Origin of the sequence: Kocuria rosea (genome assembly GCF_023715525.1) — a bacterium.
In the GTDB taxonomy this organism is placed as follows: Bacteria; Actinomycetota; Actinomycetes; order Actinomycetales; family Micrococcaceae; genus Kocuria; species Kocuria rosea_A.
The window spans coordinates 1-18376 of the sequence record NZ_JAMBOG010000010.1; the positions used below are offsets into that span (position 1 = coordinate 1).

The following is an 18376-nucleotide window of genomic DNA, read 5'->3' on the forward strand; positions in this document are numbered from 1 at the left end:
CCACGAGCGTGCCGTCCATGTCGAACAGCACGGCCGAGGGCAGCACGGCGGCGGGCCGGACCGGGTCAGAGCACGACGCCGAGCCGGGCCTCCACGAGCTCCCGCACCAGCTGGGCGTCCGCGGGGGAGCACTCGGCGGCGCTGCCGGCGGTCAGGGCGCCGGCGGCCCAGTCGTCGAGGGCCGTGAGCGCGGCGGGGGCGTCGAGGTCGTCGGCCAGGGCGGCGCGCACGGTCGCCAGCAGCGGGGCGGCGGTGCCGGCCGGGGTGACGGCGAGGGCGCGGCGCCAGGCGTCGAGGCGGGCCACGGCCGCGGCCAGGCCCAGGTCGGTCCACGACCAGTCGTCGGAGTAGCGGTGGGCGAGGATCGCGGTGCGCACCGCCGCGGGCTCCACGCCCTGCGCGCGCAGCCTCGAGACGAGCACCAGGTTGCCCTTCGACTTCGACATCTTCTCCCCGTCGAGACCGACCATGCCGGTGTGCAGGAAGTGCTCGGCCATGGGCCGGCCGGTCAGGGCCGAGCAGTGCCCGGCGCCCATCTCGTGGTGCGGGAAGACGAGGTCGGAGCCCCCGCCCTGCACGGTGAAGGGCGCGGGCAGGTGCTCCAGCGCGATCAGGGCGCACTCGATGTGCCACCCCGGCCGGCCGGGCCCGAGGGACGCCCCGTCCCACGCGGGCTCGCCCGGGCGCTCGACGCGCCACAGCAGGGGGTCCAGCGGGTGCCGCTTGCCGGGGCGCTCCGGGTCCCCGCCGCGCTCGGCGAAGACCGGCAGCATCTGCTCCGGGGTGAGGTGGGAGACGTCCCCGAGCACCCACGCGGCGTCGTCGTCCAGGGCGCCGGCGGCCTCGACGTCGAAGTAGACGTCGCCGTCGGGCTCCCCGTCCGCTCCGGGCACGCGGTAGGCGAGGCCGCGGCCGAGCAGCTGCTCGACGGCGGGGACGATCCAGCCGACGGCCTCGGTGGCGCCCACGTAGTGCTGGGGCGGGAGGACGTTGAGGGCGCTCATGTCCGCGCGGAACAGCTCGGTCTGCTCGGCGGCCAGCTCGCGCCAGTCCACGCCCGTGGCCTCGGCCCGCTCGAGCAGGGGGTCGTCCACGTCGGTGACGTTCTGGACGTAGTCCACGGGCGTGCCGGCGTCGAGCCAGGCGCGGTGCAGCACGTCGAAGGCCACGTAGGTGGCGGCGTGGCCCATGTGGGTGGCGTCGTACGGGGTGATCCCGCAGACGTAGAGGCTCGCGCGCTCCTGCCGGGGCAGCTCCGCGCGACGCCGCAGCCGGGTGTCCTGCACCACCGGCAGGGGGGCCTCGCCGGGGAGGTCGGGGACGGGTCGGGCGGACCAGGCTTTCATGCTCACCTCGGAAGGGTTCGGGAACGGGAGGATCGGGGCGCGGGGCCCCCCTTAACCTACCGGCCCCCGCGAGGGGTCCCGGTCCGGGCCCCCGGCGGGGGCCCGGACGGAGCTCCCGGCGGGGGCTTCGGCGGAGGCTGCGGTGGAGCGTGCGGTGGAGGCTGCGGCGGTCAGGCGCTGATCAGGCCGAGCCCCAGGAGCACGAAGATCGCCAGGCCCAGCGCGATCCGGTACCAGACGAAGACCGTGTAGCTGCGGTTGGAGATGTAGTGCATGAACCAGCCGATGATCACGTAGGCCACGCCGAAGGCGATGCCGGTGGCCACGAGCGTCTCGGCCGTCCCGTAGGGGCCCGCCTGGGGCTCCCCCAGCGTCTGGGCGAGCTTGTACAGCCCCGAGGCGAACACGGCCGGGATGGCGAGCAGGAACGCGTAGCGGGCCGCGGCCTCCCGGGTGTAGCCCATGAGCAGCCCGGCGGTGATCGTCCCGCCCGAGCGGGAGACGCCCGGGATCAGGGCCAGCGCCTGGGCGAGGCCGAAGAGCACGCCGTGGCGGACGGTGAGCTCGTCGAGGTGGCGCACCTGCCGGCCCACCCGGTCCGCGGCGGCGAGGATCACGCCGAAGACCACGAGCATCGTGGCGGTGATCCACAGGGAGCGGAACTCGGTGTCGATCCAGTCCTCGAGCAGCAGCCCGAGCACGCCGATGGGCAGGGAGCCGAGGATGATCAGCCAACCCATCCGGGCGTCGGGGTCCGAGCGGTCCACCCGCCCCACCAGGGACAGGGCCCAGTGCCCGATGATCCGGGCGATGTCGCGCCAGAAGTAGATGATCACGGCCGTCTCGGTGCCCAGCTGGGTGATGGCGGTGAACGCGGCCCCGGGGTCGGCGCCGTGGGGGAGGAACTCGCCCGCGATGCGCAGGTGCGCCGAGGAGGAGACCGGCAGGAACTCGGTGAGGCCCTGCACGAGGCCGAGAATGATTGCTTCGATCCAGTTCACCCGGCCACCTTACGGCACGGTACCGCCGCCGCCCGCCGCCCGGACACGCCGGGAGCGGCCCGCCGGGGCGGGCCGCTCCCGGGCAGGCCCGGGCGGACCGGGCCGGGTCAGCGGGCGGACCGGGACTGACCGCCCTCGTCGAGGTCCTCGTAGTCCTCCTCGTCGACGAGGTCGTCGTCGAGCATCTCGTTGTCCTCGAGCAGATCCTCGTCCGCGCCCTCACCGGAGTCCTCGTCCTCGTCGTCCGGGCCGAGGTCGTCCTCGTCGTCGGAGTCCTCGTCCTCGGAGTCCTCGTCGTCCTCCTCGGCGAACACGGTCAGCGGGGTGACCTCGTCGTAGGCGTCGTAGAGCGCCTCCTCGTAGGCGTCGAAGGCGTCGGCGATCGCCAGGTAGGCGCCGTCGACCGCGGGGTCGTCGTCGCCCCGGCGGTTGGAGGCCGCAGCCAGGTGTTCTTCGAGGGCACTCACGAGGGCCTGCAGCGCAGCACGAGGATCTTGGCTCATGGAGTAGACGTTATCGCTATTCCGTGCAGAATGGGGACCGATGAGAGAACAAGTCCGGACCAGCTCGGCGGCCCTCGCGCGGGACGCCGACCAGCGCTACGAGTACCTCCTGCTGACCGTCGCGCCGCACGAGAGGCTCAGCGAGGCGCGCGCCCGGCTCACCGAGCACGCCGAGTACGGCAAGTGGGAGCTCACCCGGTCCGTCCTGCTCTACAGCGGGGCGCGCAAGTACTGGCTGCGCCGCCGCGTGATGCGGGTCGAGCGCACCATCTGAGCGCTCCCGCCCGGCCCGGGCGCGCCCGGGCCGCTCCCTCAGCCGCCGACCGGGCCCAGCAGGGCCCTGGCGGCGACCGCGTGCACGGACTCGCTGTCCGAGGGGTGGTAGATCCCGGCGAGCACGTCCCGGTAGAGCCGTTCCAGCTCCCGGCCGCGGGAGTACTGGGCGCCGCCGGCGGTGCGCAGCGCCAGGTCCACCACCTGACGGGCCGTCTCCGTGGCCCGGTGCTTGACCCCGGAGAAGAGCAGGAACCAGCGCGGCCCGTGCTCCGGAGCGCGTCCCGAGCCGAGGGCGTCGACGTCCGCGCTGAGCTGCCGCAGCTGCAGCTCCAGCCCGTCCCGCAGGATGGCGGCCTCCGCGATCTGCCACCGCACGTCCGGGTGCTCGGCCCGGGGGGCGTCCGCGCCCCGGGAGCGGCGGGTGCGGGCGAGCTCGGCCGCCAGCTCCACCGCCCGGTCCGCGATCCCCGTGTAGACCGCGGCCAGGAGCAGCTCGAAGCACCCGAAGATCCCCCACACCACCGGATCGGGGTTGGGCTCCGCGGGGGTGCGGGTGAGGACCTGCTCGGGGCGCATCCGCACCGAGCGCAGCACCGTGGTGCGCGACTGCGAGGCGCGCATGCCCAGGGTGTCCCAGTCGTCGAGGACCTCGATCCCGTCCGCGTCCCGGTCCACGAAGCCGAACACGAGCGGCGCCCCGGCGTCGGCGTCGTCCCGGGCGTGGACGATCAGCCGGGTCCACACCGGGGACAGCGAGGTGAAGATCTTCGTGCCCGTCACCCGGTAGCCCTCCCCCTCGGCGACGGCGGTCGTCGCCGCGTCGAAGAGCACCGCGTCGTTGCCGGCCTCGGAGATGCCGAACGCGAAGATCTCCCCGGCCGCCGCCTGCCGGAAGATCCCCTCGGCGCGGCCGTCCCCGCGCAGGCGCAGGGTGTGCGCCACGCCCACGAGCACGTGGTGCATGTTGATCCCCAGGGCCGTGGCGGGGGCCGCCGAGGCCAGGCGCCGCTGCGCGGCGACCGCCTGCTGCAGGGTGAACCCGAGGCCGCCGTGTTCCCGCGGCACGAGCATCAGCGGGTAGCCGATGCGCACCAGCTCCGCGAAGTCCTCGTCGAAGAACCGGTTGTCCCGGTCGTAGCCGGCGGCGCGCTCGCGGAACGCCGCGAGCAGCTCGTCGGGCAGCAGGGTCTCGGGCGTCGGGGCGTCCGTGCTGGGCATGGGGTCCTTCCGGGAGCGCGGGTCGGGCGGGGCGGGACGGTCAGTACGAGCTGAGCAGGCGGTGGAGGACCCGCGAGCCGAACTCCAGCGACGCCGTCGGCACGCGCTCGTCCACGCCGTGGAACATGGCGGGGAAGTCGAGCTCGTCGGGCAGGCGCAGCGGCACGAACCCGTAGCCGGTGATCCCCAGCGGGTCCAGGGACTTGTTGTCGGTGCCGCCGGAGAGCATGTACGGCAGCACGACGGCCTCCGGGTCCTCGGCGTGCAGGGCGTCCACCATGGCGTCCACGACGCTGCCGGAGAACGGCACCTCGAGGGCGATGTCGTCGGACTCGAACTCGAAGCGCACCCCGTCCCCGGCCAGCTCGGCGAGCTTGTCCAGCACGAGCTCCCGCTGCTCCGGCAGGTAGCGCACGTCCAGTCCCGCCTGGGCGGAGCCCGGGACCACGTTGACCTTGTACCCGGCCTCGAGCATCGTCGGGTTGGCCGTGGTCTGCAGGGTCGCGCCCACGAAGCGGGCCACCGAGCCGAGCTCGGCCAGCAGCCGCTGCGGGTTCTGCGGGTCGAACTCCACACCGGTCAGCTCGGTCACCGAGTCCAGGAACGCGCGGGTGGTCTTCGTCAGCTGGACCGGCCACCGGTGCTCCCCGATGTTGGCCAGCGCCCGGGACAGGCGGGTGACGGGGTTGTCGTCGTTGATCTGGGAGCCGTGCCCGGCGGTGCCCTCGGCGTGCAGGCGCAGCCACATCAGGCCCTTCTCGGCCGTCTGCAGCAGGTAGGCGCGGCGCCCCCCGATGGTCGCGGAGTAGCCGCCGACCTCGCTGATGGCGTCCGTGACCCCGTCGAAGAGCTCCCGGTGGTGCTCCGTGACCCACCGGGACCCGTAGGTCATCCCGGCCTCCTCGTCGGCGAAGAAGCCGAAGACGATGTCGCGCCGGGGCCGGGTGCCGGTGCGGGCCATGTGGCGCAGCACCGAGATCATCATCGCGTCCATGTCCTTCATGTCCACGGCCCCGCGGCCCCAGATCATGCCGTCCGCGAGCTCCCCGCCGAAGGGGTCCACGGACCAGTCCGCGGCGATCGCGGGGACCACGTCGAGGTGCCCGTGCACGAGCAGGGCGTCGGCGGACGGGTCGGTGCCCTCGAGCCGGGCGAAGACGTTGGCGCGCCCGGGGGCGGACTCGAGCAGCGTGGGCGTGAGCCCGACCTCGTCGATCAGCCCGGCGACGTACTCGGCCGCGCGCCGCTCCCCGCGGGCGTCGCCGCTGCCGAAGTTGGACGTGTCGATCCGGATGAGGTTGCGGCAGATCTCGACGGTCTCGCCCTCCGGCGACGAGGCGGCGGGTGCCGGCACGGGGGTGGGCTGGGAGTCGGTCATGGGGTCCTTCCTGGTGCCTGGGGGTCAGCGGGTGGCGGTGTCCCGGCCGGGGTAGTCCCGCAGCAGGAGCCGGCCCGACTCCTCCACGACGGTGACCGTCTCGGTCCGGTCCGGGGCGCCCTCGGGGGCCACCAGCAGCTCGTGGCCCTCCGGGGTGGCCGTGGCCCCGTCCTGCACGACCAGCGTCCGGTAGCCGGAGGTGTCCTCGTGCCACTGCTCGAGGTAGCGCGGGCAGTACTGCGAGTTGCCGTCCGTGCTGCGGTGGACGAGGTCGTGGGAGAGCAGCGCGCAGGCGCCCTCCCAGTCCCGCTCGGCCATCGCCTCGACGAATGCCTCGGTCACGCCCTCGGGCGTGCCGGGGTCGGGCCCGCAGCCGGCGAGGCCGGCGGCCGCCGCCGCGGCGAGGCCCAGCCGCAGCGCGCCCCGGGACCGCGCGGGGCGGGTGGCGTGGACGGGCATGGGTCTCCTTCCCGGGGGCGGGCCCTCCCAGCCTAGCGCCACGGGCCCGCGGGCACCGGCCGCGGGGGCGCCGGGGCGTCCTCGAGGTGGCGGGGGCGCCCGGCGACGACGCCGGCCACCAGGGCCACGAGCAGGCAGCCCAGCAGCACGAATGCGCCGGCCCAGCTGCCCGTCAGCGCCAGGACGAGCCCGAACCCGAGGGGCCCGGCCGACGCGGAGGCGTAGCCCACGCCCCGGGCGACGGCGGAGAGCGCCGCGGAGCCGGCCGTGGTGCGGGTGCGCGGGCTGGTGAGCGGCCGGGCCATCGGGTAGGCACCCCGGCCGCTGCCCGCCCTCCGGGCCCCGTCCCTGCGGGTGCCGGCGAGCACCACCGGCCAGGGCGCGACGGCGACGGGGCCGACCGCGGCCCGGACGCCGATCGAGAGCCGCCACCCCGCGGTCCGGGCCGGGGGCACGGCCAGGAAGGGGGTGGCGGGGGTGCCGATCCCGCAGCACATGGTGTGCGCGGAGGTCAGGGCGGCCAGGCGCAGGGACAGGGCGAGGAGGACGGTCCGGGCCAGCACGGCGACGCGGCCGGGCAGGCGCGGGGGTCCGGGGAGCGCCGGGGCCTCAGTACTCCAGGCAGATCTTGCCGAAGTGGCGGCCGGACTCCTGGTGGCGGAACGCCTCGGCGGCCTGGGCGAGGCCGAAGCTGCGGTCGATCACGGGCCGCAGCCCGGTCGCCTCGAGCGCCCGCACGAAGTCCTCCTGCTCGCGGCGGCTGCCCACGATCAGCCCCTGCAGCCGGGCCTGCCGCGCCATGAGCAGGGCGGTGGGGACCTCGCCGGATCCGCCGGCGAGCACGCCGATGAGGGAGATGTGCCCGCCGATCCGCACGGCCCGGATCGACTGCGGCAGCGTCCCGGCGCCGCCCACCTCGATGACGTGGTCCGCACCGCGTCCGCCCGTGAGCTCCAGGACGGTGCGGCCCCACTGCGGGTCCTGCCGGTAGTTGATCGTGTGGTCGGCGCCCAGGGCGCGCAGACGCTCGAGCTTCTCGTCGGAGGACGACGTCGCGATCACGGTGGCGCCCATGAGCTTGGCCAGCTGCACGGCGTAGACCGAGACCCCGCCCGTGCCGAGGGCGAGGACGACGTCCCCCGCCCGGAGCCCGCCGTCGACGACGAGCGCGCGCCAGGCCGTGAGGCCGGCGGTCGTGATGGTGGCGGCCTCGGCGTGGGTCCACCCCGCCGGGGCCCGCGTGAACCAGGTGGCGGGCCGCACGACGACCTCCCGCGCGTAGCCGTCGAGCCCGTCGCCGGGCACGCTGCGGAAGTCGCCGACCGCGGGCGGGCCGTCCTGCCACAGCGGGAAGAAGCAGGAGACCACGGCGTCGCCCGGCGCGAGCTCCTCGACGCCCTCCCCCACGGCCTCGACGACGCCCGCGCCGTCGGCCAGGGGGATCCGGCCGTCCTCGGCGGGCGAGCCGCCGCTGACGACGAGGTAGTCGTGGAAGTTCAGCGAGCTGGCGCGGACCCGCACGCGGACCTCCCCCGGTCCCGGGTCCCCGGGGGCGGGGACGTCCTGCAGGACGAGGCGGTCGAGACCGCCGGGGGCGGCGAGGGAGAGCTGCTTCACGGGGGGACCTCCGGGGCGTCGTGGTCGGGCGGCGTCGCGGTCGGGTGGCGGCACGCCGGGGCGGCGCACGGGCGCCGCCGGTCGGGAGCCGCCAGCCTACCTGGCGCGGCCCCTTTCGTCAGCACACTTCCCTTATGGCCCCCGCGGCGTTTAGGGTGGCCTTACCTGCGACGGTGCGACGCGGACATCCGCGGCCCGCCGCATCCCCACTGCAGTCGACGACGGAGGCAAGCATGTTCTTCCACCAGCAGAAACTCCAGTACAACGCCACCCCCGAGGCCCCGGACGCGGTCTACGCGCGCAAGCTGCAGGAGGTGATCGGCGGGCAGTACGGCGAGATCACCGTCGCCATGCAGTACAGCTTCCAGGCCTGGAACGCCCACATCCCCGGCAAGTACCGTGACCTGCTCTTCGGCACGGCGGCCGAGGAGTTCGGCCACATCGAGATGCTCGCCACGATGGTCGCGCAGCTGCTCGAGAAGGCCCCGCTGGGCATCACCGACGAGGCCGTGCAGGGCGACCCGGCCGTGGCCGCCGTGATCGGCGGGACGGACCTCCAGCACGCCATCGTCGCCGGGGCCGGCGCGCGGCCGGTCGACTCCATGGGCAACCCGTGGCAGGGGTCCTTCGTCACCGCCAGCGGCAACCTCCTGGCCGACATGACGGCCAACGTCAACGCCGAGATGCAGGGCCGCCTGCAGGTGGCCCGGCTCTACCACATGACCGACGACCACGGGATCCGGGACATGCTCTCGTTCCTGCTGGCCCGCGACACCATGCACCAGAACCAGTGGATGGCCGCGGTCAAGGAGCTGCAGGAGGACGGGCTGGAGCAGATGCCGGTGCCGTCGAACTTCCCGCAGTCGAAGGAGGCCACGGAGTTCTCCTACGACTACTACAACTTCTCGGACGGCGCGGCCGCCGCGGACGGCTCGTGGGCCTCCGGCCCCACCCCGGACGGCAAGGGCACCTTCGGCTACAAGGCGGAGCCCATGGCCGGCGTGCCCATGCCCCCTCCCACGCACCCGGACGCCCGCTTCTACGGCACCACCGAGGTCCCCAACGCCGTCGAGAAGGCCGCCGGCACCCTCCAGGACAAGCTCAAGAAGGAGTAGCGCCCGGCCGGACGCCCCGCCGGGGAGTGTCCCCGCAGGCGCGCAGGGGCCCGGGACGGCGACCGCCGTCCCGGGCCCCTGCGCGTGCCCGGCAGCACCGGGCCACGGCCTCGGGTCGGGGCACCGGCTCCGGGCGTGCGGTCAGTGGGCGCCGACGGCGAGGGCGTGGCGCACCGCGGCCTCGGCGCCCTCGGCCCAGGGCTCGCCGTGGCCGGGCAGGACCGTGCGGGCGCCCGTGGCGGCGACCGCGTCGAGGGAGGCCAGGGCCGTGGCCGTGTCGCTGGTCGCGGCCGAGGCGACGATCTGCGGGCCCCGCCGGCCGGTGTACGGGTCGAGGGTGACCAGCGCGTCCCCGCTGAGGACGGTGCCCCGGCCGGGCAGGTCGAGCACGCAGTGCCCGTCGGTGTGACCGGGGGTGTGCACGACGACGGGCCGGCCCGGCACCGGCAGGGGGCTGCCGGTCTCCAGCGGACGGAGCACGCGCACGCCCTTGACGCTCAGCGCTCCGGCGAGCGCCATCCGGCCGAGCAGCGGCAGGGAGCGCGGGTGGCCCAGCGGGTAGAGGAAGCGGTTGCGCTGGGGCCGGTAGCGGTACGGGTGGGCGGCCAGCCGCGCGTCGGCGGGGTGGCCGAGCACGGGCAGCCCCCACTCGTCCTGCGCGCGGCGGGCGAAGCCCACGTGGTCGAAGTGCCCGTGGGTGAGCACGAGCGCCTTGACGTCCTCGGGCCGCCGGCCGAGCTCCTCGAGCCCGGCCAGGAGCATGGGCCACATGCTGGGCAGTCCCGCGTCCACGAGGGTCAGGCCGTCCTCGTCCTCGACCAGGTAGCAGTTGACGTGGGCGTGGGTGATGAGGTGGACGCCGTCGGCGACTCCGGAGGTGAACATGGGACTCCTCGGTGGTCAGTGGGTCGGTGGGAGCGGGACGGGGGCGGCCGCCGCCGCGTCGTCGGCGGGGCCGGGGCGCCCGCGCAGCCGGCGGCGCAGGGCCGCCCTGGAGTGCCCGGCCGTGCGCAGGCGGGCCCCCGCGTAGGGCACGCCGCCGCGCAGCCGCGCCCCCACGGCCGCCCACACGCACACGGCGCGCTCGAGGAGCCACACGGGCGCCCACGCCACGGTGCCGGCGGGGAAGACCGCCCGTCCGCCCGCGCGGCGGCGCCCGGCCTCCGCGACCCCGCACGCCAGCACCCCCAGGGCGGCGAGGCGGGCCGGCCGGCGCGCGGCCCAGCCGAGGAGGGGCAGCAGGGACAGCTCGGCGGCCAGGCGCCCGGGCTGGGCGAAGTCGTCGTAGGCCTGCCGCACCCGCTGGCCGAGGAAGTGGGCGGCGCTCGGCGGGATCCGGCCGACGTACAGGTCGGGGGCCCGCACCTCCCGGCCCCCCGCGGCGGTGATCGTGCGGATCAGCTCGAGGTTCTCGAACAGCACGTCGCCGTCGTAGCCGCCCGCCCCCAGCAGCGCCGAGCGGCGCACGCCGAGGGTCCCGGGGTAGTCGGCGCCGAGGGCGCGGTTGAACAGGGTGCGGGCGGTGTCCCAGCGGGCGTGCCAGGGCAGTTCCAGGAAGTAGTTCTGCGGGCGGACCAGCTCCGCCCGCCCCAGCAGCCCGACCACCCGCTGGAGGGCCTCCCGGGTGTAGCGCACGTCGTCGTCGGCGAGGACGATCCGCTCCTGCGCCACCCGCCGCACCCCGGTCATGACCCCCGCCACCTTGCCGTTGGCCCCGGGCCACGGCTCGGGGCGCAGGAGCTGCACCGCGTCCGGGAGGGCGCGGCGGTGGGCGGCGAAGAGCTCGTCGGCGGACCCGTCGACGACCGTGACCGGCACCCACTGCACGACCTCGGCGAGGTAGCGGGCCAGCTCGTCCAGGGCCGCGTCGTCGCTCCACTTCAGCGGCAGGACGTAGTGGGCGTCGGCGAGCGGGGGCAGGGCCATGGGCGGGGGTCCTTCGCGGCGTGGGCTCTTGATAAGGGCACTGATGGTGGTGTCCCGATCATGCGCCCGCGCCGGGACGGCGGTCAAGCCGGGGACTGCTCCGCGAGGGCCTCGGCGACGACCTCGGCGACGGCCTGGCTGGACTGCGGGTTCTGGCCGCTGACGAGGTTGGCGTCGCGCACGACGTGGCTGGACCAGGCGGGGCCGGTCTCCACGACGGCGCCCTGCTCGCGCAGCGCGGTCTCGACGAACCAGGGGGTGTTCTCGCCGGTGCCGCCGCCGAGCTCCTCCTCGTTGGTGAACACGGTCATCCGGCGGCCGGTGAAGACGAACGCCCCGTCCTCGTCCACGGCGCTGAGCAGCCCGGCGGGACCGTGGCAGAAGGGCGCGACGATCCGGCCCGCCCGGTCCGCCTCGGCCAGCAGGCGCCCGAGGTCGGCGTCCTGGTGGAGATCGGCCATGGGCCCGTGGCCGCCGGGCAGCACGAGGGCGTCGTAGTGGCCGCCGTCCACGTCGCCGAGCACGAGGGGGACGGCCAGCTCCGCGTCGATCCGCTGGAGGTAGGCGCGGAACTCGTCGGCCCGCTCCTGGCCGCCGGTCATCTCCGGGGCGAAGCTCGCCCGGTCCACGGTGGGGGCGACGCCGCCGGGGGTGGCGATGTCGACGTCGTGGCCGGCCTCGCGCAGGACGCGGTGGGCGACGACCAGCTCCTCGGCCCAGAAGCCGGTGGGGTGCTCGGTGCCGTCGCGCATGGTGAGGGAGTCGGCGGCGGAGACGATCATGAGGACGTGTGCCATGGGAGTGCTCCTTGCAGGGGTCGTGGACGGGGCGGGCCGGTGCGGCGGCGTCAGGCGGCGGCGGTGAGCTCCGCGTAGGTGGCGTCGTCGAGCTGGAGCCGGGCGGCGCCCATGTTCTCCTCGAGGTGCTCCAGGGACGCCGTGCCGGGGATGGGCATGATCACCGGGGAGTGGTGCAGCAGCCAGGCGAGGGCGACCTGCGAGGCCGTGGCGCCGAGGCGCTCGGCGGCCCGGTCCACGGGACCGCCGGGGCGGGCGAGGTCGCCGGCGGAGATGGGCGCCCACGGGATGAACCCGATGCCGTGCTCGGCGCAGTGCTCGAGGACGTCCTGCGAGCTGCGGTCGGTGAGGTTGTAGCGGTTCTGCACGGTGGCGACGGTGAAGTGCTCCTGGGCCGCCCGGATCTGGTCCACGCCCACCTCGGAGAGCCCGAGCGCCCGCACCTTGCCCTCCTCCTGCAGCGCGCGCAGGACGGCGAACTGTTCCTCCGCGGGGACGGTGGGGTCGATCCGGTGCAGCTGGAGCAGGTCGAGGGCCTCGACCCGCAGCTTGCGCAGGCTCAGCTCGGCCTGCTGGCGCAGGTACTCGGGCCGGCCCAGCGGGATCCACCGGCGGGGACCGGTGCGGGCGAAGCCGACCTTGGTCGCGATCCGGACGCCCTCGGGGTAGGGGTGCAGGGCCTCGGCGATGATCTGCTCGCTGACGTCGGGGCCGTACGCGTCGGCGGTGTCGACGAAGTCGACGCCCAGCTCCACGGCGCGGCGCACCACCCGCACGGCGTTGGCGCGGTCGGCGGGCTCGCCCCACACGCCCTCGCCGACGATGCGCATGGCGCCGAAGCCGAGGCGGTGGACCGTGCCGAGGTCCTGGAGGTCGATGGTGCCGGGCACTGCTCGGGTGCCGGCCGGGGTGCTGTCCGTCATGTCCGCCGCAACCCGGCGGCGCCCGACGTTATTCCGATCACGCCGGCACCGGCGGGAGCTCCCCGGGTGCCGACCGCGCCGCCCGTTCCCCGGGCGCCGGACGGTGGGTAGCCTGAGCGGCGGGACGCACCCGCGGCCCGCCCCGCACCACCCCGCCCAGGAGGGAGCCCCATGGAGCCCAGCACCGAGCCGCGCACCATCGTCGTCACCGGCGCCAGCGACGGCATCGGGGCCGCCGCCGTCCGGGAGCTCGCGCGGCGGGGCCACGAGGTCGTCGTCGTCGGCCGCTCGCCCGCCAAGACCGCCGCGGTCGCCCGCCCGCTGGGGGCGCGGCACTTCTCGGCGGACTTCGCGCGCCTGGACGAGGTGCGCGGGCTGGGCGCCCAGCTGCGCTCGGCCCTGCCGCGCATCGACGTGCTCGTCAACAACGCGGGCGGCATCTTCGACCGGCCCGAGCGCACCGCGGACGGGCTCGAGCGGACCTTCCAGGTCAACCACCTGGCGCCGTTCCTGCTCACCCACCTGCTGCTGGAGCCGCTGCGGGCGGGCACCGGCGCGGTGGTGAACACGTCGAGCATCGCCGCCCGGATCGGGCGCCTGGACCTCCGGGGCATGGACGAGCTGGACGGGTTCGGCGGCCCGGGCGGCCGCCGGGCGTGGTCCCCGCACCGGGCCTACGGCGACTCCAAGCTCGCCAACGTCCTGTTCACGCGCGGGCTCGAGCGCCACCACGGGGACCGCGGGCTGGCCGCCGCGGCGTTCCACCCCGGCGGGGTGGCCACCAACTTCGCCTCCTCCACGACCACGGCCCTGGGCCTGCTCTACCGCACCCGGCTGGGGCGGCGCCTGATGATCACCCCGGAGCAGGGCGCGGACACGCTCGTCTGGCTCGCCGAAGGCACCCCCGGGCGGGACTGGGCGTCGGGGGCGTACTACGAGAAGCGCCGGCCGGCCCGCACCAATCCCCGCGCCGGCGACGACGCCCTGGTGGACGCCCTCTGGGAGCGCAGCGCCCGGCTCGCCGGCCTCAGCGGCCGCGCAGGCTGAGCACCAGGGCGTCCACCTTCTGCTCCAGCTGCTCGATCGTCCCGTCGTTGACGATCGTGGCCGTGATCCACCGCGGGTCGATGCCGGCCTCTGAGGCGTGCGGGTCGGCGCTCCCCCCGGCCCCCGGGCGCACCACGTGCACCACCCGCCCGCCCGCGGCCACGACGGCCTCGGCCTCGACGTCGAAGCGCACGTCCGTGAACACGACCCGTCCGCCCAGCCGGCGGGCGGCCGCCAGACCGCGCTGCGCCCACACCGTCTCCCCGAAGACCGCCTTGCCCGCCTCGTTGCCCACGCGCTGGAGCAGGACCCGGATCTCCCGGTGCACCGGGTCGCGCTCCTCGTCCTTGAGCCGGTCCCAGTCCCCGCCGACCTCGGCCAGCACCGTGGACAGGCGCAGGAGGGCGTCCCCGCGCCGGCCGACGAGCGGGTCCAGCTTCGTGAGGAACAGCCGCAGCGGATCGGCGAACGCCACCCGCGAGTAGCCGTGGGCCGCCACGAGCCGGGCCCCGCACGTGTCCTTGCCCGCCTGCTTGCGCCCGTGCAGCCCGATCAGCTCCACACCGCCGGGGTCGTCCGCGCCCGTGTCCGTGCCCGTGTCCGCGCCCATGGTCAGCCTCCTCGGTCGTGCCGGCACCGTTGCCAGCCTACGAACCGCCGCCCGGCACCGCACCTGACGCATCGCACCAACTTTTTGCACTATGATGCCGAGAGTGCAATTAATGGTCTGCGGCAGGAACTCCCGGTGACCGACGGGGCGCGCGAGCAGCGGATGCGGCGCACGCGCCGGTCGCTCATCGTGCACGCGCGCCGGCTCACGGCCGAGCGCGGGCTGGGCGGGTTCACCGTGGACGAGCTCTGCGCGGAGGTCGGCATCTCCCGGAGGACCTTCTTCAACTACTTCGCCTCGAAGGACGACGCCGTGCTGGGCACCCCGGCGCGGGACCCGCTCGCGGCCTACTCCGAGGAGTTCGTGGCCGGCGGCCGGTCCTCGGGCGGGCCGGGCCTGCTGGAGGCCCTGCAGGAGCTCGTCGTGCGGTCCTTCCGCGTCATGGACGCCCCCCACGACCGGTCGGTGCTGCTGGAGGTCCTGCGGCGGGAGCCCGCCCTGCTCCAGCGGCTGACCGAGTCCATGGACCGCCACGTCGCGGGCCTGGCGGAGCTGATCGCCCGGCGGCAGGGCTGCCCGCCCGGGGACCCCTTCCCGCGGGTGGCCGCCGCCGTCGTCGCCCACCTGGCGGGGCACACCGTCCACGAGCTCCTGGAGAGCCGCCCGGGCGCCGACGAGTCGCCGCCGCTCGAGGAGTTCGCCGCCCTGCTGGAGCGCAACGTCGGCCTCGCCGCCGAGCTCCTCGCGCCCGCCGGCACCGGCCCGGCCACCCCCACCGACACCGAAGGAACCCCATGACCACGACCCCGCCGTCGGCCGTCCCGGACGGCCCGCTGCTGGTGCTGACCCGGAAGCGGATCTGGATCATCTTCTCGGCCCTCATCGCCGGGATGCTGCTCTCCAGCCTCGACCAGACCATCGTCTCAACCGCCATGCCGACCATCGTCGGCGAGCTGGGCGGCGTGGAGCACCAGGCCTGGATCACCACCGCCTACCTGCTCGCGACCACCATCGTGATGCCCGTCTACGGCAAGTTCGGCGACGTGCTGGGCCGGCGCACCCTCTTCCTCGTCGCCATCGCCCTGTTCACCGTCGCCTCGGTCGGCTGCGCCCTCGCCACGGGCTTCTGGGGCTTCGTCGCGTTCCGCGCGATGCAGGGCCTCGGCGGCGGCGGCCTGATGATCCTCTCCCAGGCGATCGTCGCGGACATCGTGCCGGCCTCCGAGCGCGGCAAGTACATGGGCCCCCTCGGCGGCATCTTCGGCCTCTCCGCCGTCGCCGGGCCGCTGCTGGGCGGCTACTTCGTGGACCACCTCACCTGGCAGTGGGCGTTCTACATCAACATCCCGGTCGGGATCGCCGCCTTCGCCATCGCCTGGTTCACCCTGACCCTGCCCCACAAGCGCGCCACCCGGCGGATCGACGTCGCCGGCGTGGTGCTGCTGTCCGCGGCCACCACGTGCCTGATCTTCTTCACGGAGTTCGGCGGCGACGCCGAGCGCGGCTGGGACTCCCCCGCCACGTGGGCGTGGGCCGCCGGCACGGTCGTCGCGGCGGGCCTGTTCGTGCGGACCGAGGCGCGCGCGGAGGACCCCATCATCCCGCTCGCCCTGTTCCGCAACCCGGTCTTCGTCAACGCGACCGCGATCGGGCTCACGCTGGGCCTGGGCATGTTCGCCGCCATCGCCTTCGTGCCGACGTTCCTGCAGATGTCCTCCGGGACCTCGGCCGCGGAGTCCGGGCTGCTCATGCTGCCCATGATGGCGGGGCTCATGGGCACCTCCATCTGGTCGGGCATCCGCATCTCCCGCACCGGCCGGTACAGGGGCTACCCGATGGCCGGCACCCTCGTCACGGCGGCCGCGATGCTGGCCATGACCACGCTCGCAGCCGACACGCCGATCTGGCTGATCTGCGCCTACCTGCTCGTCCTCGGCGCCGGCCTCGGCCTGATCATGCAGGTCATCGTCCTCGTGGTGCAGAACGCCGTGGACCCCTCCATGGTGGGCACGGCCACGAGCACCAACAACTACTTCCGGGAGGTGGGGGCCGCCCTGGGCGTGGCCATCTTCGGGGCGATCTTCACCAACAACCTCGCGGAGCAGCTCACCGAGGTGTTCGCCGGCGCCGGGGCCACCGCGGACCAGGCCGGGCAGGCCACCGCGACCCTCGACCCGCAGACGCTCGCGCAGTTGCCCGATCCCGTCCGGGACGGCATCGTCGCGGCGTACGCCGACTCCCTCGCCCCCGTGTTCTGGTACCTCATCCCCTTCATGCTCCTCGCGTTCCTGCTCGCGCTGTTCCTGCGGCAGATCCCGCTGTCGGAGACCGCCGGGATGGTGGCCCGCGGCGAGGCGGTCGGCGGCGCCGAGGCCGAGGCGCTCGAGGCCGCCCGCACCCGCTGAGCGCCCCCGCCCGGGCACGGCACGAGGCCCTGCCCGCCGTGGGCGGGCGGGGCCTCCTCGTCGTGCCCGGGCCGTCCCGGGGCGCAGCGGAGGAGCCGCGGGACGCTCACGGGTTCTCGCAGCCGACCCCGTCGCCGTTGCCGTCCAGGCGCGGCTGCCAGCGGGGATGCGCCGGCGTGAGGTGCGAGAGCCCGTCGGCGTAGACCGCCGAGCAGTGGGGGTACGGATCCGTGGGGGCCGGGGACGGGGTGGCCGGCCCGGGCGCGGTCGGCTCCGGCGCGGCCCCCGGTCCGGTCACCGGCCCCGCCCCTGGCGCGGGCTCGGGGTCCGCGGGCACGACCTGACCGGGGCACTCCCCCAGCACCTGGCCCATCGCGTCCTTCTCCGCGGCGGTCACCCACAGCCCGTACCCGGCCTTCACCGCGATCTGGCGCGCGACGTAGTCGCAGCGGAACGCCCGGTTCGGCGGCAGCCACGTGGCGGCGTCGCCGTCGCCCTTGGCCTGGTTCGTGGGCCCGTCGACCGCGAGCAGGTTGAGCGGGTCGTTGGCGAAGCGGGCCCGGGTGCCGGCGTCGAGCTGCCGGGCGCCCTTCTGCCAGGCGTCGGAGAGCGCGACGACGTGGTCGACCTGGACGTCGGAGGAGGTGGCCGGCCCGCGCACGAAGTCGATCGTGGTGGCGGTGTAGGGATCGAGCAGGGTGCCCGAGAGCACCGTGCACCCGTCGCTGCCGGCCCGGTGCACGACGTCGACCAGGTCCCGGGCGAGCACGTCGTTGCGGGTGTCGCAGCCGTTGCCGTCCACGTCCTGCCAGGCCGGGCCGAACTGCTCCCGGTCGTAGCCGGCCCTCGGCGCCCGGCCCTTCACGGCGAGCGTCTCCAGGGCGGCGGCCGCCGTGGCGGGCCCGCCGCCCGTGGACGCGGCGGGTGCCGTCGCGCTCGCCGGGGGTTCCGGCGGGTCCGCGGTCCCGGCCGGCACGGGCGCGGCCGAGGGCGCCGCCGTCGCCGGGGCGGGATCGTCCGGCGGGCCGGCGGTGGTCGCGCCGACCGGGCCCGCGCAGCCGGTGAGCGCCAGGACCGCCGCGCCCAGCGGCACGGCGAGGGTGGCGCGGATCCGACGGCGGGGCGCCGGGGCGCGGAGCACGGACGGGCGCGGGGCGGTGCAGCGGGGCACGGGGTCGACCTCCGGGGGCAGGTGCGAATGCGAATGCAGAGTCCACCGTAGGCCCGGTCCCCGGCGCTGCGCGAGCCGGTCACGGGTCGTGACGCGTCGTGGCGAGATCCTCCGCGCCGGACCGCGCGGGCGGCGCCGGGAATAGGCCCCTGCCCCACCGGGTTGTCGGGGGAACACCCCGCTGCCGCCTCTCGCGCGCGGCGGTCCCACCGCACTTCCGAGGAGCCGAGAACCCATGGCCACCGACTACGACGCCCCGCGCACGGGCCCCGACGACGACGACGCCGGCGAGTCGCTCGAGGTGATCCAGGCGCAGCGCAGCGCGCCCGCCCAGAGCCCGGCGATCGACGTCGACGACGCCGACACCGCGGAGGGCATCGACCTGCCCGGGGCGGACCTCTCCCACGAGGAGCTGCTCATCCAGGTCGTGCCCGAGCGGGAGGACGAGTTCACCTGCATGTCCTGCTTCCTGGTCCACCACCGCAGCCAGCTCGCCCGCGAGGAGAACGGCAACAAGTACTGCACCGACTGCGAGGGCTGACCGGCGCCGGCACGGGCCGGCCGTCCGTGGGCGGCGGCCGGGC

Annotated in this window: 20 protein-coding genes; 6 read left to right on the forward strand and 14 right to left on the reverse strand. The window is 75.3% G+C overall.

Annotated elements, in window-relative coordinates; genetic code table 11:
• Positions 1-65: 65 nt before the first annotated feature.
• The 3 genes from mshC to M3185_RS08795 form a co-directional block, all read right to left on the reverse strand.
• Positions 66-1346, reverse strand: a complete 1281-nt coding sequence (gene mshC, locus M3185_RS08785) for a cysteine--1-D-myo-inosityl 2-amino-2-deoxy-alpha-D-glucopyranoside ligase (protein ID WP_251333292.1) — start codon at positions 1344-1346, stop codon at positions 66-68.
• A gap of 170 nt (positions 1347-1516) precedes the next feature.
• Positions 1517-2347: an undecaprenyl-diphosphate phosphatase gene (locus M3185_RS08790; protein WP_251333293.1), complete on the reverse strand. Its 831-nt coding sequence runs from the start codon at positions 2345-2347 to the stop codon at positions 1517-1519.
• 107 nt (positions 2348-2454) lie between these two features.
• Positions 2455-2850, reverse strand: coding sequence for a primosomal protein (locus M3185_RS08795; protein ID WP_251333294.1), 396 nt, complete (start codon positions 2848-2850; stop codon positions 2455-2457).
• Positions 2851-2890: 40 nt separating this feature from the next.
• On the opposite strand from M3185_RS08795, the gene M3185_RS08800 reads away from it, so the two are divergent.
• Positions 2891-3124: a DUF5703 family protein gene (locus M3185_RS08800; RefSeq protein WP_251333295.1), complete on the forward strand. Its 234-nt coding sequence runs from the start codon at positions 2891-2893 to the stop codon at positions 3122-3124.
• Between the two features lie 38 nt (positions 3125-3162).
• Here the strand turns inward: M3185_RS08800 and M3185_RS08805 are convergent, their stop codons facing one another.
• The 5 genes from M3185_RS08805 to M3185_RS08825 are packed head-to-tail and all read right to left on the reverse strand — an operon-like array spanning position 3163 to position 7798.
• Positions 3163-4344, reverse strand: coding sequence for an acyl-CoA dehydrogenase family protein (locus M3185_RS08805; protein ID WP_251333296.1), 1182 nt, complete (start codon positions 4342-4344; stop codon positions 3163-3165).
• Between the two features lie 40 nt (positions 4345-4384).
• Complete coding sequence (locus M3185_RS08810; RefSeq protein WP_251333297.1) at positions 4385-5722, reverse strand: M20/M25/M40 family metallo-hydrolase; 1338 nt, start codon at positions 5720-5722, stop codon at positions 4385-4387.
• Positions 5723-5746: 24 nt separating this feature from the next.
• Positions 5747-6181 carry a nuclear transport factor 2 family protein gene (locus M3185_RS08815; protein ID WP_251333298.1) on the reverse strand — a complete coding sequence of 145 codons (435 nt, stop codon included), beginning with the start codon at positions 6179-6181 and terminating at the stop codon, positions 5747-5749.
• Positions 6182-6213: 32 nt separating this feature from the next.
• Positions 6214-6744 (reverse strand): hypothetical protein, encoded by a 531-nt coding sequence (locus M3185_RS08820; RefSeq protein WP_251333299.1) that lies wholly within the window; start codon positions 6742-6744, stop codon positions 6214-6216.
• Between the two features lie 46 nt (positions 6745-6790).
• Positions 6791-7798 (reverse strand): zinc-dependent alcohol dehydrogenase family protein, encoded by a 1008-nt coding sequence (locus M3185_RS08825; protein WP_251333300.1) that lies wholly within the window; start codon positions 7796-7798, stop codon positions 6791-6793.
• A gap of 233 nt (positions 7799-8031) precedes the next feature.
• On the opposite strand from M3185_RS08825, the gene M3185_RS08830 reads away from it, so the two are divergent.
• Positions 8032-8913, forward strand: coding sequence for a manganese catalase family protein (locus M3185_RS08830; RefSeq protein ID WP_251333301.1), 882 nt, complete (start codon positions 8032-8034; stop codon positions 8911-8913).
• Positions 8914-9054: 141 nt separating this feature from the next.
• On the opposite strand, the gene M3185_RS08835 is transcribed toward M3185_RS08830, so the two are convergent.
• From M3185_RS08835 to M3185_RS08850, 4 genes are all read right to left on the reverse strand, one after another.
• The gene (locus tag M3185_RS08835) at positions 9055-9798 is read right to left on the reverse strand and encodes an MBL fold metallo-hydrolase (protein ID WP_251333302.1); all 744 of its coding nucleotides are present in this window, start codon (positions 9796-9798) and stop codon (positions 9055-9057) included.
• Between the two features lie 15 nt (positions 9799-9813).
• Positions 9814-10839 carry a glycosyltransferase gene (locus M3185_RS08840; protein ID WP_251333303.1) on the reverse strand — a complete coding sequence of 342 codons (1026 nt, stop codon included), beginning with the start codon at positions 10837-10839 and terminating at the stop codon, positions 9814-9816.
• A gap of 83 nt (positions 10840-10922) precedes the next feature.
• Entirely contained in the window at positions 10923-11636 is a 714-nt protein-coding gene (locus tag M3185_RS08845; RefSeq protein ID WP_251333304.1) for a type 1 glutamine amidotransferase domain-containing protein, read from the reverse strand.
• A gap of 50 nt (positions 11637-11686) precedes the next feature.
• Positions 11687-12559: an aldo/keto reductase gene (locus tag M3185_RS08850; RefSeq protein ID WP_251333305.1), complete on the reverse strand. Its 873-nt coding sequence runs from the start codon at positions 12557-12559 to the stop codon at positions 11687-11689.
• A 171-nt stretch (positions 12560-12730) separates the two neighbouring features.
• Between M3185_RS08850 and M3185_RS08855 the strand changes: the two genes are divergently transcribed.
• Positions 12731-13606, forward strand: a complete 876-nt coding sequence (locus tag M3185_RS08855) for an SDR family NAD(P)-dependent oxidoreductase (protein WP_251333306.1) — start codon at positions 12731-12733, stop codon at positions 13604-13606.
• Here the strand turns inward: M3185_RS08855 and M3185_RS08860 are convergent.
• Positions 13587-14216, reverse strand: a complete 630-nt coding sequence (locus tag M3185_RS08860; RefSeq protein ID WP_251333307.1) for a deoxynucleotide monophosphate kinase family protein — start codon at positions 14214-14216, stop codon at positions 13587-13589. The genes M3185_RS08855 and M3185_RS08860 overlap by 20 nt on opposite strands.
• Positions 14217-14351: 135 nt before the next feature.
• Here M3185_RS08860 and M3185_RS08865 point away from each other — a divergent pair, with 135 nt between their 5' ends.
• Both M3185_RS08865 and M3185_RS08870 read left to right on the forward strand, forming a co-directional pair.
• Positions 14352-15014, forward strand: coding sequence for a TetR/AcrR family transcriptional regulator (locus M3185_RS08865; RefSeq protein WP_251333308.1), 663 nt, complete (start codon positions 14352-14354; stop codon positions 15012-15014).
• Positions 15011-16621 carry an MDR family MFS transporter gene (locus tag M3185_RS08870; protein ID WP_251333309.1) on the forward strand — a complete coding sequence of 537 codons (1611 nt, stop codon included), beginning with the start codon at positions 15011-15013 and terminating at the stop codon, positions 16619-16621. Before M3185_RS08865 ends, M3185_RS08870 begins: the two co-directional genes overlap by 4 nt.
• 106 nt (positions 16622-16727) lie before the next feature.
• Here M3185_RS08870 and M3185_RS08875 read toward each other — a convergent pair whose 3' ends face one another.
• Positions 16728-17792 (reverse strand): GmrSD restriction endonuclease domain-containing protein, encoded by a 1065-nt coding sequence (locus M3185_RS08875; protein WP_251333310.1) that lies wholly within the window; start codon positions 17790-17792, stop codon positions 16728-16730.
• 235 nt (positions 17793-18027) lie between these two features.
• Between M3185_RS08875 and M3185_RS08880 the strand changes: the two genes are divergently transcribed.
• Positions 18028-18333, forward strand: a complete 306-nt coding sequence (locus M3185_RS08880) for a DUF4193 domain-containing protein (RefSeq protein ID WP_251333311.1) — start codon at positions 18028-18030, stop codon at positions 18331-18333.
• The last annotated feature ends 43 nt before the right edge of the window (positions 18334-18376 follow it).